The sequence below is a fragment of the Streptomyces oceani genome (assembly GCF_001751245.1).
GTDB classification, from domain to species: Bacteria; Actinomycetota; Actinomycetes; order Streptomycetales; family Streptomycetaceae; genus Streptomyces; species Streptomyces oceani.
Genome location: NZ_LJGU01000104.1, coordinates 17,400 through 33,978, shown reverse-complemented (window position 1 = coordinate 33,978; position 16,579 = coordinate 17,400). Strand labels below are relative to the sequence as shown.

Below are 16,579 nucleotides of genomic sequence, written 5' to 3'. Positions count from 1 at the left end.
CCTGCGTCACAGAATCCGAGTCAGCTTGTCCCCGAACCCCGGCTCCACAAGACCTTCCTGAAGCGCCACCGGCACCTTCACCTGACCCGGCCCGTCACCAGCGGTCAGAACCCCCACCTTCTCACCCGCCTCCGCCGAGTGCGGCACGCCCTCCTCGCCTTCCTCCAGGTCCAGGCGCACCTTCAGGCCGGGCCAACCGACCACCGAGACGTCCTCGGTGGCGACGACGGGCGTACTGCCGCCGAGGCCGTCCTCGACCTCTCCGACGACCTCGCCCTTCTTGATCACCTTGTGATCCTCGAGGGTGTCCTGGGCCGCGGTGAGCAACTGCTTGCTGACCGCGTTGGCGGTGTCGATTATCGGCGGCTTGTGCTGACCCAGCACGGCGCCCACGATCAGCTGCGTCGTGCCGCCGACGGACTTCCGGCCCGCGAAGAGCAGGTTGCCGCCGGCCGCCGTCGTACTTCCCGTCTTGATGCCGATGGCTCCGTCGAACGGCACCAGGGTGTTGTAGTTCCGCCACTTCTTGCCGGACGGGTCGGTCCAGGTGGGCAACTTGGTGATCTCCACCAGGGCGGGGATCTCCATCACCTCCTTGCCCAGCTTCACCTGGTCCGCCGCGGTGCTCTCGGTGGACTCGCGGAGTCCGCTCGGATCGGTGTAGGTCGTCCTGCTCATGCCCAACTGCTCGGCGGCCTCGTTCATGTCCTTGACGAACTCCGCCTCCGAGCCGCTCGTCCAGCGCGCGAGCAGCCGGGCGATGTTGTTCGCGGACGGGATCATCATCGCGGACAGGGCCTGCCGCAGGGTCAGCTTGTCGCCTTCCTTGACGGTGTCCAGCACGGACTCGTCGCCGTTGCCCGCGCCACGCTTGCCGCCCTCCTCCGCCTTCTTGTCCACGGTGATCGGCGGTCCCGGCTTGCCCGGCTTCAACTCGTGCTTCTGTAGCACCACGTAGGCGGTCATGGTCTTCGCCACGCTGCCGATCGGTACGGCCTTCTGCGGCCCGTACGAACCCAGCTTCCCCAGCCCGGACACCTCGAGCGCCGCCTGGCCCTCGCTGGGCCACGGCATCGACGGCTTGGCTCCGTCGAAGGCGTACGAGCTGGGCGCGGACATGGTCAACGACGCTTCCGGCAGCGGGCGTACCGCCTGCACCACCATGAAGACCAGCACCAAGAGCATGACCAGCGGCGTCCAGATCTTGACGCGTCGCACGGCGGTCCGCAGCGGTGTCTCGGGCGGCGGCGGCTTGTTGGTCAGCTGCGCCAGCAGGTCCAGCGGCGGCGGGTCCGGGACGGGCTGCTGGGTAGTCTCCTCGCTCGGCGGCATCGCCGCGTCCGGGAGGGCGGCACCCGTGGTAGCGCTCGCTCCCGGTGCCCCGGCCGGCGGCTGCCCGGGCGGGGACGGCGGCTTGGGGGGTACGGCGGGCGCGGCCTGCTCGGGCTTGGGCTGCTCGGGCTTGGCCGGTTCCGATGTGGCCGGCTCGGACCTGGGCTTGGCCGGTTCCGATGTGGCCGGCTCGGACCTGGGCTTGGAGCGCGGCTGATCCTCGGCCGACCGCAGCGGCACGAACTGGCTGGTGCGCTCGGACTCGCTCTCGGCGGGGGCCGGCTCTGCCTTCCGAGGAGCCCGCAGGGCCGTCGTCGGAGTGTCCCCCTGACCCTTCGAACCTCCCGAAGCACCGGAGTCCCTGGCGGGCTTGGCGTCCGGCGCGGGCTTGGACTCCCCCGCCGACTCCGGCGCCCCGGCTTCCTCGGAGGGCTCCGCGGGCCCGGACTCCGCGACGGGCTGGGCGGACTTGGACCCCGCGGAGTCCTTCGCCTTCCCGCCCTCCGAGCGGGGAGAGCGCAGCGTCGTCGTCGGGCTGTCCTTCTCCGCCTTCGGGGACTTCGTCCCCTCCGAGTCCTTCGGCTCCTCCGCACCGCTCTCAGGGCTCTTCGCAGCACTCGCCGGGGACCGCACGCCCTTCTCGGTCGTGGAGCCCCGGGAGCTCTGGGAGTCCTCGGCCTTCCCGGGCACCTGGGAGCCCTGGGAACCCTTCGACTCCTTCGGGGCCTTCGCCCCTGTTGAGCCGCCGGCCCCCTTCGAACTCTTCGCGGCTTTCTCCGCCTTCGGGCTCTTCGTATCCTTTGCGCCCTTTACGTCCTTTGCGCCCTTGGTGCTCTTCGTCGGGGCCGACGGCTTCGCCTCGCCGTCCTCCTGCCGGGGCACCCGGATCGCAGTGGTCGGACTGTCTCCCGACTCCTTCGAAGGTCCGGACGGCGCGCTCTTCCCCTCCGCCCCGCCGGCCTCGCCGGCCTCGCCGGCCGGCTTGGCGCCGGCGGCTTCCGGAGCGTCCGCCCCTTCGTCCGTGCCTTCGTCCGTGCCTTCGCCCGTGTCCGGGTCAGCGGAGGACGAGGACGCCTCGGTCTCCGCTCCGCCCCTGGGCGCCCCGAAGAAGGCCGAGGTCATCTGCTCGGCACGACGCTGAGGCGCGTCCTCTTCCTCCCGACCGCCCTTGCCCCGGCCCTGTTCGGGACGCACCACGCTGAACATCGCGGTGGGCGCGTCCTCCTGAGCCGGACCTTTGGCACCCCCGGCCCGGTCAGCGGTGGCACGAGGATCGGCGGCCTCGCGAGGCTCCTCCTTCGCCCCGGACGAGCCAGCTTTCGCGGAGGAGCCAGCCTTCGCGGACGGGCCGGCCTTCGCCGCCGAGGAACCCGCCTCGCCCGCCGGCTTCCCGCCAGCGACCGGCTTCCCGGTCGTACGCGCCTTCCCGCCGCTCGTGCCCGACTTCGCACCGCCCTGGCGGGACTGCCCAGGCCCACCGGACTTCGCGCTCCCGCCCGTACGCGCCCGCTTCTCCGCCTCCGCGGCGGCCTCGGGCGCCGGCCCCTGGTCGACGTCCTCCGCGGCGCTCTCAGCGCCGTCCTCCGCCGCGTCCGCGGCATCCCTCACAGCGCTCTCCGGCCCGCTCGCGCCGCCCTCCGAGCGCCTCGTACGGCCCCGGCCCTCGCCCTTGCCGGAACTCTCGCGCCGTTCTGGTGGAACCTTCCGGGTGCTCTCCGTCGTTTCCCCCGACGTCCTCTCCCGCTCCGACTCACCGGGGGATTCGCCCGCCACCAATACCTCCTGGGTTCTCGCTCGCCCTACCAGTTAACAGTGTCCGACGCGGCGCGCGGTCTCCGCCGAGGAGATCCGCCCGCGGGGGCCGTCCGCCGCACCAAGCCCACCCTGAAGACGAGAACGACATAGCTACTGGTTCCCGTACATACCGACCAGGCACTCTCGACAGACCAATGTGAGAGGGGTCACCCTGTCATGCATCCACGCGGGGAGGCTTGGATGGGCAGGAGCCGCAGAACAATCCCGGAGGAGCTTCTGTTGCTCGCACTGGACCCGACCACGGGTACCACTGCGCAGCCGCAGTCGCTCGACCTCGGCTTGGCCGGGGCCCAGCTAGTCGAGCTGGCTCTGGCAGGACGGATAGCCCCAGACGGGGATCGTATCGCCGTGGTCGTGCCACGGCCGACAGGAGATCCGACGCTGGACTCCGCGCTGGAGTTGCTGCGAAGGCGTGGCAGCCCGGTGCGAGCGGTCCACTGGATAGGCGGGCCCCGGTTGGGGCTTCGTCAGACATATCTCTCACATCTGGAACGTTGCGGAATGGTACACGCCGTAACCGGTCAGGTGTGCGGAGTGCTGCCGACGACGCGCTACCAGGCGTCCGACTCGGCGGTCAGCAGGGAGATCAGGCATCGACTGGACAACGCGATCCGCACCGGCGTACCGCCGGACCCGCGGACCGCGGCGCTCGCCGCGCTGGCCCACGCGGTCGGCCTCGGCAAGCACCTCTATCCGGGGAACGAGGGCCGTTCGTGCCGCTCGCGCCTGCGGGACCTGATTCGGCACGACCCGATGGGCGGCCTGGTCGCGCACGCCGTGCTGGACGTGCAGAACGGTTCCGCCGCGCAGTCGCGGCGAGGTGGAGGCGGCGGCTCAGGTGGCCGCACCGCGCCCGCCCAGCAGCGTACGGGCTCGGCACCACCCGCGACGGCCGCTGACCCGGCCGGCGCACCGCCGGGACCACGACAGGTCCCCGAACAGACCCGGCAGCCAGCGCCGGTGGGTCACATGGCGCGCGCCGGGTGACCGCGAAGCCGACGTAGCGCCGCATCAGCCACGGTGAGCGCGTGCGGGGTGGTCGATCAGGTCCGTCCCCGGGTGCCGGGCGATCACAGGTTCGCCATCCCGCGCGTGCTCGACCCAGCACCCTCTGTTGCCATTTGCCGGCATCGCCACTCATGGTGGTGGCAACCTGCTGGTGAGCAGGGGTACTTACGGAGGTGCTGTTGCTGTGGCGTCCATCGTCAATCCCACCGTCCGTCGCCGGCGGCTGGGCCAGGAGCTGCGCAAACTGCGCGAACTCAAGGGCATGACCGCCGAGGAGGTCGCGGACCGGCTGCTGGTCTCGCAGTCGAAGATCAGCCGGCTGGAGAACGGCCGGCGCAGCATCAGCCAGCGGGACGTACGGGACCTGTGCGGGGTGTACGAGGTCGAGGACCACCGCATCGTCGACTCGCTGATGCAGATGGCCAAGGAGTCGCGCCAGCAGGGCTGGTGGCACGCCTTCGGCGACATCCCGTACAGCGTCTACATCGGCCTGGAGACGGACGCGGCCTCGCTGCGGGTGTACGAGCCGCAGGTGGTGCCGGGTCTGCTGCAGACGCCGGCGTACGCCGAGGCGGTGATCGCCGGCGCGCTGCCGGAGGCGGCGGCGACCGACATAGAGCGCCGGGTCCAGGTCCGGATCAGACGGCAGGAGCGCATCACCAACCCCCGGCATCCGCTGCGGCTCTGGGCCGTGCTGGACGAGGCCGCGCTGCGGCGCACGGTGGGCGGCCCCCAGGTGATGGCACAGCAGTTGGAACACCTGCGGGAGCTGTCGCAGCAGCCGCACATCACGATCCAGGTCATGCCGTTCACGATGGGCGCGCATCCGGGAGTGAACGGGCAGTACGCCATCCTGGAGTTCCCGGACGCCTCCGACTCCACGGTCATCTATCTGGAGGGGCTGACCAGCGACCTGTATCTGGAGAAGGGCAGCGACGTGCAGAGCTACAGCGTGATGTACGAGCATCTGCGCGCCCAGGCCCTGAACCCGGACCAGACCCGGGAGTTCGTGGAGGACGTCGCGAAGGCATATGCCCGAGCCTGAGGGGCACGGGAGGGGACAGCCCAATTCGGGAGCGGGCGGGGAATGTTAGCGCTCGGCTCGGCATGACGTGAAGACTCGGTTGGAATATGCCACACGGTCGAGTGAACTCTCTCTCTGCTACCGGCCCATGACGCGTAGTGTCCATCACACGCCTCTAGAACCGGGAGCAGAAATGGCCATTCAGCAAGGACGGACCACCCGCTGGCTCAAGTCGAGCTACTCGGGCGGAAACGGCGCCTGCGTGGAGATCGCCTCGCCCGCGCTGGGAGCGATCGCGGTGCGGGACTCGAAGCATCCCGACGGGCCCGCGCTGAGCTTCCAGCCGGGCTCCTGGAGCGGCTTCGTGGGGGTGCTGCGCGGCGCCGACGATCGGTCGGGCGGCGGGTCGAGCAGAGCTGCTGGCTGACGTCTCACGCGCCCGCACACTCCGCGGGCATCCGCTCGCGTGCCCGCGTACGCCTCCCCGCGTGCGGGCACGCGCCCGTCCTGCCCCACCGCCCGGGCCGTCCAAGCCCCGGCGGCCCGTGGTCAGGCTGTCGCGAGTCAGGATCTCGGATAGCGTGCCAGCCAGGCCGGCGCGGAGGACGCGGGCGAGTGCAGCGCGGGCCCCTGCGTCATCTCCATGGCGAAGTCGTCGGCCAGCTCCAGGATGGTGCCCCGACCCTCCAACTCCGCGACCCAGCCCGGCGGCAGCGCGGTCTCACCATGGATGGCACCCAGCAGATTGCCGCAGAGCGAGCCCGTCGAGTCACTGTCACCACCGTGGTTGACCGCGAGGAGCAGACCGTGCTGCATGTCCTCGGCGACCAGCGCGCAGTAGACGGCGATGGCCAGCGCCTCCTCGGCGACCCAGCCCTCGCCCAGCGCCTGCACCCGTTCCGCCGAGGGCATCCCCTGGCGTACCGAACCGAGCGCCCGTTTCAAGGCATCCGTCGTCTCCTCGTGCCCGGGTCGGGCGGCCAGTTGCGCCAGTGCCCGCTGCACCCCGTTGTCCAGCGAGTCGCCGCGCGCCAGCGCGTGCACGATGGCCGCGAAGGCACCGGCAGCGAGATAGCCGGTCGGATGCCCGTGGGTCTGCGCCGCGCACTCCACCGCCAGTTGAAAGACCAGCTTCGGCTCCCAGCCGACCAACAAGCCGAAGGGCGCCGAACGCATCACCGTGCCGCAGCCCTTGGAGTCCGGGTTCTTCGGCTTCTCCACGGTGCCCATCCGCTCGTCCGCCAGTCCGGACAGACAGGCGTTCCCGGGGGCCCGGCGCGCGTACAACCACTCCTCGCGCGCCAGCCAGCCGTCCTCCCGCTTGCGCTCGTCCGGACCCCAGTCCCGCTGCGTGGCCGCCCAGCGCCGGTACGCCGCGTGCACGTCGGTCGGCGGATGCCAGGCGCCGGTGTCGCGGCGTACGTGTGCCCGGATCAGCCCGTCCATGGTGAACAGCGTCATCTGGGTGTCGTCCGTGATGGCCCCGCGCCGCCCGTAGGCGGGCACGAAGTCGGTGATGCCGACCGCGCCGTGGGCGGCCCGGATGTCGTCCAGCGAGTCGAACTCGATCCCCGCCCCGAGCGCGTCGCCGACCGCCCCGCCCAGCAGGCAACCGCGCACCCGGCTGCGGAAGTCCTGCTGCTCCGTGCGACCCCAGATCGCGTCACCGTCCGCTGCGGTCACTGCGCCCTCCCTCTGCTCGCCGGTTTGCCCGGCTCGCCGCGCGTCGCCGGTCCACGAACGGTACGTACCATCGCGCACGCACTCTATGCGAGAGCCGAAGGGCGGCGACCCGGGCCGAAGACCACGGGTGTTCGATTTCGTGCCACGGGTCGTCAAAGATCAAATAACATGCCGCAGCATGGCTGAGAGCGCTGACGAGGACGTGAACGCCCGCCTGGTGCGGGCGGCCGAACTGCTGGAAGAGTGCGTGTGGCGGTTCTGGGAGGACCGGAACACGGACGGGATCGCGGGGAGGATCTCCGAGGCACGGGCCTGTTACGACGCGGTCGACGACGCGACCGCGTCCGAACCGGGAGAGAATACCGAGGAGGCGCCCGCCGGCCCGGAGCTTGCCGACCTCGGGTTTTCCGGCCCCGGGCTTCCCGGCGCCGAGAGCGGCGCCACGGTGAACGCCGCCACCGTCGCCCTCGGACGCTCCACCGCCGCCACCTTGGCGCTGCGGCTGTGCGTCGACGTCGACCACGACCTCAACTCCGGCTGGGACCACGACACGGAGCCGCCCCCGCTGGGCGGGATGGCGGAGGAGGACCCGGACGGGGCCAGCGAACCGTTCGTCGCTGAGGCCGTGTCCGCCGCCCGCGCGGCCCTGGAGGCGGACCCGGACGACCCGATGGCACCGCTCCAACTGGGCCACGCGCTCGCCTGGTCCGGCGACCGGGACGGCGCGGTCGCGGCGTACGAGAAGGCACTGTGGCGCGACCCCTGGGACGGTCTGGCCCGCGACTGCCTGCGGGCCCTCGAGGTGTCGACGCCCGACCCACCGCCCGCCGACCTGGTACGCCGCCGCCGGTACGGCTTCGTGCTGCTGCGGCACGAGGCCCGGGCCAGCAACTCGGAATGGCTCACCCACCACCGGCTGTTCGGCTCCGTCGCCGCCGCGCGGGCCGATGCCGAGGACGTGCTGCGCTCCAGCGCCGGTGACCTCCGTAGGGCCGAATTGCCGGACCGCCTCGGCCTGGTGCTGGAGGTCCACCGGCCCAGCAGGCCGATCGCCCGACACGATCTGGTCACCCTGATACCAGCGGAGCCCGACGGGGGGCCGTTCGTCATCGACTGGTCGACCGTGCCGGTCGACGAGCCGATCGAGATGCCGCTGCCCCCGGGCCGCATGCTGCGGATGGGCGGCGAGACGTGCTTCTGCTACGGCACGGCGAAGGCGCCGGCCCACAACTGACCGGCCCCACACCGCCGTTGCCCTGCCGGCGGCGACCCGGAGCGCGGGGAGCCTCGTGGGTCGAGGCGCGCTCCCGGCGGCATCGTCAGGCAGCCCGCCAGCCCGTCACGGCGCCGCCAGACAGCATGGCCGCCGACCCGAACGGCTGGGGCGCCCCACCCCCGTGGGGGCGCCCCAGCGTCCGCCCACCCGGCCCGCGAGCCCGGTCAGCCCGCGGTACGCGGAATGCGCCGCTCCCAGCAACGACGGAAGACCTCCGTCTCGCCCTCGGCGCACACGACCTCGTTCCAGGTCCGGAAGTCCGCGCCGTCCGCGGTGATCTCGCTGCGGACCCGTATCCGCACGTCCCACCCCAGCTCCGGTCGCCGCAGCCGGATCGACCAGTCGGACCGGGTCCGCGCACTGCCCGGGTCGGACGCGCCGATGGTGTACGTCTCCAGGGCGTCCTCGGTGAACTCCAGGCCGTCCGGGTAGATCCGGGTGCCGCCGTAGCGCGGGTCCACCTCGAGACGCCACTCGTCGGCGGCCACGTCCCGTACGACGACCCGCTCGGGACGCTGGCCGGGCACCTCCGGGTAGCGCACGTCCAGGGGTTCGGCCTGCTCCGGTTCCTCGAAGGTGATCGCGGGCCGCTCAGCGTCCCCGGCGGCGACCGCGTCCCGTACGGGCAGGTCGAGCGCGGAGGCGGCCGGCTCGACCGACCAACCGGCCGCGCTGCCGGGTTGCGGCCAGACCCACGGCCAGTACGCGGACGACAGCGCGAGGCGGATGCGGTGACCGGCGGGGAAGGCGTGACCGATGCCGTTCAGGTCCAGTTCGACGTCCTCGGTCGCGCCGGGCTCCCAGTCGACGACCCGGTCCCGACCGTGCCGAGCGGAGAGGTTCAGGACGCCACGGGTGACCAGGGTCGAGGAGCCGTCGGGCGCGACGTCGCACACCCGGGCGATCACCTGTCCACGCGGCACCTCGCTGGTGAGGCGCAGCCGTACGCGCGGCCGGCCGAGGATCTCGAGAGGTTCCGCGAGCGGGTCGTAGTCGAAGCAGACCGAACGGCTGTCCTCCTCGCGCTGGTCCGGGGGCAGGTCGGAGTCGTTGCCGAACGGGAAGTACCGGCCCGCGTCCACTCCGGTGTGCTGTGGGGAACGCACGAGCACCGGGCCGGCCGAAGCGGCGCCCGGCAGTCCCCAGGTCGTCATCGTCACGCCGGCGGACGGCCATCGGGCGTCGCCCACCCAGCGGCCGGGGAGTTCGGGGTACACCGTGGCGGGTGGATGTGACTCGCTGATCCAGGAGCGCAGCAGCGGCTCCTCGAGGACGCCGGTGTCCTCGTCCTTGAGCCAGTGGTCCCACCAGCGCAGGGTCTCCTGCAGGAAGCCGATGGCCGGGCCCGGCGGTAGCCCGCGGTCCGGATACTGGTGCGACCAGGGACCGATCAGGCCGCGTACGGGCGCGGTGCCCTCCCGTGGCAGGTGTTCGACGAGGCGCAGCACGGTGTCCCGGTACGGGTCGTGCCAGCCGCCGACCGCGAGGACCGGCGCCTGGATCGCGGAGTAGTCCTCGCAGACGCTGCCGTGCTTCCAGTAGTCGTCCCGGGTCTGGTGGTCCAGCCAGGTGTGGATCAACGGGTCGAGGGCCTCGAGCCGTTGACGCCACATGTCCCGCCAGTCGTCCCCGATGTGTCGGGGGTCCGGTGGGCGGGAGAAGAAGGCGAGCATCGTGGACGCCCAGGCGTGCATGTCCACGGCCAGCACCGAGCCGCCGGTGTAGTGCACGTCGTTGTCGTAGCGGTCGTCGGCCGAACAGACGGTGACGACCGCGTGCAGCGACTCCGGGGCGCGCGCGGCCAGTTGGAGGCTGTTGAAGCCGCCCCAGGAGATGCCGAACATGCCGGTCCGGCCGGTGGACCAGGGTTGCGCGGCGAGCCATTCGAGGACGGCGACACCGTCGGCGAGTTCGGTCTCGTCGTACTCGTCCCCCGGAAGCCCCTCGGAGTTGCCCTGGCCGCGCACGTCGACGCGTACGGAGGCGTAGCCGTGCCCGGCGTACCAGGGGTGCCGCTGCGCGTCCCGGGGCGCGGTCCAGTCACTGAGCCGGTAGGGCAGGTACTCCAGCAGGACGGGCACGGGGTGCTCGGGCCCCGCGATGTCCGGTCGCCACACCCGGGCGTACAGCCGGGTGCCGTCCGGCATGGGGATGCGCAGGTCCTCCTCGATGACCGAGTAGGGGAACTGTTCGGTGGTGCGGATATGCATGAGACCTTCGTTCAAGACGCGGTGTACGGGTCCGGGTTCGGGTTCAGGTCCGGGTGGGACGACGCGCCCTCAGTGCACCGGTGCCATGGTCCGGCGCAGCCGCGGCACGGCGGCGAGCACCGCCAGTCCGGCGACGACGGTGAACGCTCCGTTGACACCGAAGTAGACGGCGGTGGGCAGCACGTCGTACAACCGCACCGTCTGCGACTGCACCCCGTTGGCCAGCGCGATGGACAGCATCCACAGCGCCATGGTCTGGTTCGCGAAGGCGGCGGGGGCCAGTTTCGTGGTGGTGGACATGCCGGTGGCCTGCAGGACGACATCGCCGGTGCCGAGCAGCACGTACGAGCCGACGATCCACCAGGCCGCCATGGTCCAGCCGCTGCCGTCGTCCGCGCGACCGACCGCCGCCCAGGCCATCAGGAGGAACGACAGTCCGCCGAGCACGACACCGAGGGCGATCTTCTGCGCGGCGTGCGGCTGGCGCCGGCCCAGCTTCAGCCAGAGCGCTGCGACCAGCGGCGCGGCGAGGACCTCGACCACACCCAGCACGGAGTTGTACCAGGTGGAGGGGAACTCCCAGCCGAGGACCCGGGTGTCCGCGTGATCGGCGGCGAGCAGCGTCATCGTGGAGTACGACTGGAAGAGGATGAGGTTGAACACCACGGACGAGCCGAACAGCACCACGTACGGTCGCAGCCGGCCGCGCTCCTCGGCGGTGGTGCGCGGGCTGCGGAACATCACGGTGAAGTACGCCACGGGCGCGAGCACGGAGAGCACCGAGGTGACGTCGACGACCCGGCTCATGGTGAGCCAGCCGGTGGTGGCGAGGCCCCAGGCCAGCGCGGCCAGGAGGGCGACGGCGGCGAGCGTCAGCCGGACGACCCTGCGCAGCGTCGCCGGGGGCAGCGCGAACTCCGCGCCCTCCGTGCGGCCCGCCAGGTCCCGGCGCCCCAGGACGTACTGGCACAGGCCCAGGGTCATGCCGACGGCGGCGGCCGAGAAGCCCCAGTGCCAGCCCTGCTTCTGGCCCAGCCAGCCGGAGATGAGGGGACCCAGGAAGGCGCCGATGTTGATGGCCATGTAGTAGAGCGCGAAGCCGGCGTCCCGCCGGTCGTCCTCGGTGTCGTAGAGCTTGCCGACCATGGAGGAGACGTTGGGCTTCAGCAGGCCCGTCCCGAGGACGATCAGCCCGAGCCCGGTCCAGGTGGCCGCGGCGACCGGCAGGGCCATGGCGTAGTGGCCGCAGGCGATGAGGATGCCGCCGTAGAGGACCGCCCGGTAGGAGCCGAGGATGCGGTCGGCGAGCCAGCCGCCGAGGACGCAGCAGAGGTAGACGAGCGTGCCGTAGGCGGCGACGACGGAGGCGGCCGTGCCGGAGGCCATGCCCAGGCCGCCGTCCGCGACGGCGTCCGCGAAGTAGAGCACCAGGATGGCCTGCATCCCGAGGAAGGAGAACCGTTCCCAGACCTCCAGGCCGGACAGGGGCAGCAGCCCCCGTGGGTGGCCTAGGAAGGTACGCCGCCGGCCCGCTCCCGAGCCCTCGGCTCCGGCCGAGGTACCGACGGTGGCGGTGGCCGACGGACCGACGTCCGCACCGTCGGAGGCGGACGGGTGGCGTGAATTCGACGGTGTGGACACGAGCCTCTCCCGTGGACGTATACGACAGAGGCTCTGCTGTCCGTTCAATGGTGGAACAAAACCACTGCTCAGAGGTGACTCATGCCATACCGGACAGGCGGCAGTGACCCGCGCGTACGGCGGCCCGCCGCTGGACGCGCCACCGCACCACCACCTCAGGGAGTGGCTGAAACGTTCTGTTGCCCTCCCCCGGAACCTAGTCCCCCAGCACCGGCAGCAGCTCCGGCAACTGCCCGTCCGACTCCCGCGCGGCCCGCTCCCGCTCCTCCGGCACCGGCCCGTAGCCCGTCGTACGGGCGCGGGCGGGCCGCCCGGCCAGCTCGGCGATCGCGCGCAGGTCCGCGACGGAGCGGTAGGAACCGTACGAGGAGCCGGCCATCCGCGAGATGGTCTCCTCCATCAGCGTGCCGCCCAGGTCGTTGGCGCCGGAGCGCAGCATCTCGGCGGCGCCCTCGGTGCCCAGCTTGACCCAGCTGGTCTGGATGTTGGTGAGGTGCGGGTGCAGCAGCAGCCGGGCCATGGCGGTGACCGCGCGGTTGTCCCGGTCGGTGGGGCCGGGGCGGGCGATGCCGGCGAGATACACCGGCGCGTTCGTGTGGATGAACGGCAGCGTCACGAACTCGGTGAAGCCGCCGGTCTCCCGCTGAATCCCGGCGAGCAGCCGCAGGTGGGCCAGCCAGTGCCGGGGCTGGTCGACGTGCCCGTACATCATGGTGGACGAGGAGGGCAGACCCACCTCGTGCGCGGCCCTGACCACCTCGACCCAGGTCGCCGCGGGCAGCTTGCCCTTGGTGAGGACCCAGCGCACCTCGTCGTCCAGGATCTCCGCGGCCGTGCCGGGGATGGAGCCCAGCCCCGCCTCCTTCGCGGCGCTCAGCCACTCCCGTACGGACAGGCCCGTACGGGACGCGCCGTTCACCACCTCCATCGGCGAGAAGGCGTGCACGTGCATGCCGGGAACCCGCTCGCGTACGGCCCGCACCAGGTCGAAGTACGCGCTGCCGGGCAGGTCCGGGTGGATACCGCCCTGCATGCACACCTCGACGGCGCCCACCTCCCAAGCCTGCTCGGCACGCTGGGCGACCTGGTCCAGGGAGAGGGTGTACGCGTCGGCGTCGCTGCGGCGCTGGGCGAAGGCGCAGAACCGGCAGCCGGTGTAGCAGACGTTGGTGAAGTTGATGTTCCGCGTGACGATGTACGTCACCTCGTCACCGACCACGTCCCGCCGCAGCTGGTCGGCGATGCCGCACAGCGCGTCCAGCGCGGGCCCGTCCGCGTGCAGCAGGGTCAGCGCCTCCGCGTCGGTGAGCCGGGTGGGGTCGTCGGCGGCGGTCGCCAACGCGGCCCGTACGTCGCCGTCGATCCGCTCCGGCGTCATGCCCGGCGCCGCCCGCTCCCGCAGCTCCTCCCAGTCGCCGTACACCTCGTCGAAGTCGTCGCGGCGGTCCGCCGTACGACCCTCGGTGTCGATGTCCCGGTGCAGTTCGGTACGTCCGCCCGCGGCGATGCCGCCCAGTGCGCCGGCCGCGCCGTAGCCCTCGTCCGGCTCCTGCCAGGGCAGCCCGCGCGGCACCGCGTCCGGGTCGGCCAGACCGGTGTCCGGGTCGGCGAGCGCGGTGACGTGGGGACGCACCCGGGGGTCCAGCCACGGCTCGCCACGGTTGACGAACTCCGGGTAGACGCTGAGGCGTTCACGTAGGACGAAACCGGACTCGCCGCTGCGCGCGGCCAGTTGCTCGATATGCGGCCAGGGTCGCTCCGGGTTGACGTGGTCCGGGGTGAGCGGGGAGACGCCGCCCCAGTCGTCGATGCCGGCGTCCACCACACGGGCCCACTCCGCGTCCACGAGATTGGGCGGCGCCTGGATGCGCGCGCTCGGGCCGAGCACCAGCCGGGCCAGCGCGATGGTGGCGAGCAGTTCGTCCAGCTCCGCGTCCGGCATGCCACGCATCGCGGTGTCCGGCTTGGCCCGGAAGTTCTGCACGATGACTTCCTGGATGGCGTGGTACGCCCGCTGGGTGCGGCGCAGCGCGAAGAGCGAGTCGGCGCGCTCCTCGTACGTCTCCCCGATGCCGATCAGGATGCCGGTGGTGAACGGCACGTTGGACCGGCCGGCGTCCTCCAGCACTCGGAGCCGTACGGCTGGTTCCTTGTCCGGGGAGCCGTGGTGCGGCCCACCCGGCTCGCTCCACAACCGGCGTGCGGTGGTCTCCAGCATCATGCCCATGGAGGGCGCGACGGGCTTGAGCCGCTGGAACTCGGTCCAGCTCAGCACGCCGGGGTTCAGGTGCGGCAGCAGCCCGGTCTCCTCCAGCACCCTGATCGCCATGGCGCGTACGTACGCCAGCGTGTCGTCGTACCCCTCGGCGGCCAGCCACTCGCGGGCCTCCGGCCAGCGGTCCTCGGGGCGGTCGCCGAGCGTGAACAGCGCCTCTTTGACGCCGAGTTGAGCTCCACGGCGGGCGATGTCCAGCACCTCGTCCGGGGACAGGAACATGCCGTGCCCCGCCCGGCGCAGCTTGCCCGGAACGGTGACGAAGGTGCAGTAGTGGCAGCGGTCCCGGCACAGCCGGGTCAGCGGGATGAACACGCTGCTGGAGTACGTCAGCACGCCCGGCCGTCCGGCGGCCTCCAGGCCGGCGTCACGCACCCGGCGGGCGGCACCGGTGAGTTCGGCGAGGTCGTCGCCACGCGCCCGCAACAGCACGGCGGCCTCGGTGACGTCGAGCGTGACGCCGTCCCNTTCCTTGTCCGGGGAGCCGTGGTGCGGCCCACCCGGCTCGCTCCACAACCGGCGTGCGGTGGTCTCCAGCATCATGCCCATGGAGGGCGCGACGGGCTTGAGCCGCTGGAACTCGGTCCAGCTCAGCACGCCGGGGTTCAGGTGCGGCAGCAGCCCGGTCTCCTCCAGCACCCTGATCGCCATGGCGCGTACGTACGCCAGCGTGTCGTCGTACCCCTCGGCGGCCAGCCACTCGCGGGCCTCCGGCCAGCGGTCCTCGGGGCGGTCGCCGAGCGTGAACAGCGCCTCTTTGACGCCGAGTTGAGCTCCACGGCGGGCGATGTCCAGCACCTCGTCCGGGGACAGGAACATGCCGTGCCCCGCCCGGCGCAGCTTGCCCGGAACGGTGACGAAGGTGCAGTAGTGGCAGCGGTCCCGGCACAGCCGGGTCAGCGGGATGAACACGCTGCTGGAGTACGTCAGCACGCCCGGCCGTCCGGCGGCCTCCAGGCCGGCGTCACGCACCCGGCGGGCGGCACCGGTGAGTTCGGCGAGGTCGTCGCCACGCGCCCGCAACAGCACGGCGGCCTCGGTGACGTCGAGCGTGACGCCGTCCCGTGCCCGGCGCAGTGCCCGACGCATGGCGTTGGCCGTCGGCGGGGTCTCCGCGGGGCGGGATGTGGAAGTCCGTGCCACGGGCGGCGTCGGTACGACGGGTGCTGACTGCGGCTGCTCGTCATGGGATTCTGCCTGAGCGTCCATCCTGCGAGCGTACGGCCTCATTCGGGGGTCCGGGCAGTACGCGGCTGCGGCGCGCGTCACAGCCGTCCGCCGGGCGCCCGGCAGCTCCGTTGGCCGCTGCCCGGCCGCTCCGGTGCCCCGCTGCCCCGCCGTCGGGCCGTCGGGCCGGACTCAGAGGTAGCGTGCGTAGTCGTCCAGTGTGCGCAGCACGTCCGCCTCCTTGCCCTCGGGCAACGACAGCACCACCTCGGGCACTCCCAGCTCCCGGAAGTGCGCGAGCTTTCCGGCGGAGGGCAGCACGAAGCTCGGCACCACCTCGGGGCCGGGCTCGGCGTCCCGGCCCGCCTCCCGCCAGGCGGCGCGCAGTTCGGGCAGCGCCCGGGTCAACCCGCCACCCCCGGTCGGCAGCCAGCCGTCGGCGTACTCCGCGACATGCCGGAACAGCGTGGGTGACGCCGCCCCGCCCAACAGCAGCCGGGGGCCGCCGGCCCGTGCCGGCTTCGGATGCGCCCAACTGGCCGCGACCGAGCCGAACTCACCGTCGTAGGCCGTGGGTTCGTCCGCCCACAGGGCGCGCATCAGGGCGACGCGGTCCCGTACGAGGGATCGGCGCCGGCGCCAGTCGACGCCGTGGTCGGCGGCCTCCTCGCGGTTCCAGCCGAGGCCGACGCCCAGGGTGAACCGGCCCGAGGACATCAGGTCCAGGGTGGCGATCTGCTTGGCGAGCACGATCGGATCGTGCTGGGCCACAAGGGTGATGCTGGTGCCCAGCCGGAGTTCGCCGGTGACGGCCGCCGCCGCGCCGAGCGCGACGAGCGGGTCGACGGTGCGGTGGTAGTCCCGTGGCAGTTCGCCGCCCATCGGCGCCGGTGACTCGCGGCTCACCGGGATGTGGGTGTGCTCCGGGAGGAAGAGACCGTCGAAGCCGCGCTGTTCGAGTTCCCGCGCGAGCCGGTCCGGACGGATCGTCTCGTCGGTGAGCAGAACCGTGACGGCGATCCGCATCCCACACCACCCCTATGGTCGTCCAGTTCGTCGGAAGCACACTGCTTCGACGCTACAACCGGACCCACTGGGGAACACAGCATTTGACCTCCTCCGTCGCCCTGAAGGGCGAGGATTCTCCG

The 16,579-nt window shown here is 71.9% G+C and carries 10 protein-coding genes and 1 pseudogene; 4 read left to right on the top strand and 7 right to left on the bottom strand.

Translation table 11 applies throughout. The features are described 5' to 3' along the window. Positions 1 to 6 precede the first annotated feature (6 nt). A complete protein-coding gene (locus AN216_RS03995; protein WP_079166225.1) occupies positions 7 to 2,940 on the bottom strand; it encodes a serine hydrolase in 2,934 nt (977 codons plus the stop codon). Between the two features lie 387 nt (positions 2,941 to 3,327). Here AN216_RS03995 and AN216_RS03990 point away from each other — a divergent pair, with 387 nt between their 5' ends. The 3 genes from AN216_RS03990 (at position 3,328) to AN216_RS03980 (ending at position 5,606) form a co-directional block, all read left to right on the top strand. Then, positions 3,328 to 4,134, top strand: coding sequence for a GOLPH3/VPS74 family protein (locus AN216_RS03990; protein WP_070195186.1), 807 nt, complete (start codon positions 3,328 to 3,330; stop codon positions 4,132 to 4,134). Positions 4,135 to 4,339: 205 nt separating this feature from the next. Further along, the gene (locus AN216_RS03985) at positions 4,340 to 5,200 is read left to right on the top strand and encodes a helix-turn-helix domain-containing protein (protein WP_070195185.1); all 861 of its coding nucleotides are present in this window, start codon (positions 4,340 to 4,342) and stop codon (positions 5,198 to 5,200) included. Between the two features lie 172 nt (positions 5,201 to 5,372). Then, positions 5,373 to 5,606, top strand: a complete 234-nt coding sequence (locus AN216_RS03980) for a DUF397 domain-containing protein (protein ID WP_070195184.1) — start codon at positions 5,373 to 5,375, stop codon at positions 5,604 to 5,606. Between the two features lie 137 nt (positions 5,607 to 5,743). On the opposite strand, the gene AN216_RS03975 is transcribed toward AN216_RS03980, so the two are convergent. After that, positions 5,744 to 6,862: an ADP-ribosylglycohydrolase family protein gene (locus tag AN216_RS03975; RefSeq protein ID WP_070195183.1), complete on the bottom strand. Its 1,119-nt coding sequence runs from the start codon at positions 6,860 to 6,862 to the stop codon at positions 5,744 to 5,746. 178 nt (positions 6,863 to 7,040) lie between these two features. Between AN216_RS03975 and AN216_RS03970 the strand changes: the two genes are divergently transcribed. Beyond that, entirely contained in the window at positions 7,041 to 8,096 is a 1,056-nt protein-coding gene (locus tag AN216_RS03970) for a hypothetical protein (protein ID WP_070195182.1), read from the top strand. Positions 8,097 to 8,302: 206 nt separating this feature from the next. Here the strand turns inward: AN216_RS03970 and AN216_RS03965 are convergent, their stop codons facing one another. The 5 genes and pseudogenes from AN216_RS03965 to AN216_RS03950 all read right to left on the bottom strand — a co-directional run bounded on the left by AN216_RS03965 (position 8,303) and on the right by AN216_RS03950 (position 16,457). Continuing rightward, complete coding sequence (locus AN216_RS03965; protein WP_070195181.1) at positions 8,303 to 10,348, bottom strand: CocE/NonD family hydrolase; 2,046 nt, start codon at positions 10,346 to 10,348, stop codon at positions 8,303 to 8,305. Between the two features lie 69 nt (positions 10,349 to 10,417). Further along, positions 10,418 to 11,989: a peptide MFS transporter gene (locus AN216_RS03960; RefSeq protein WP_079166224.1), complete on the bottom strand. Its 1,572-nt coding sequence runs from the start codon at positions 11,987 to 11,989 to the stop codon at positions 10,418 to 10,420. Positions 11,990 to 12,185: 196 nt separating this feature from the next. After that, a complete protein-coding gene (locus AN216_RS03955; RefSeq protein WP_420855687.1) occupies positions 12,186 to 14,804 on the bottom strand; it encodes a bifunctional FO biosynthesis protein CofGH in 2,619 nt (872 codons plus the stop codon). Next, positions 14,802 to 15,353, bottom strand: a pseudogene (locus AN216_RS30970) (radical SAM protein); the annotation flags it as partial. The gene AN216_RS03955 and the pseudogene AN216_RS30970, both read right to left, overlap by 3 nt. Positions 15,354 to 15,623: 270 nt before the next feature. After that, complete coding sequence (locus AN216_RS03950) at positions 15,624 to 16,457, bottom strand: TIGR03619 family F420-dependent LLM class oxidoreductase (RefSeq protein WP_070195180.1); 834 nt, start codon at positions 16,455 to 16,457, stop codon at positions 15,624 to 15,626. Positions 16,458 to 16,579: the final 122 nt, after the last annotated feature.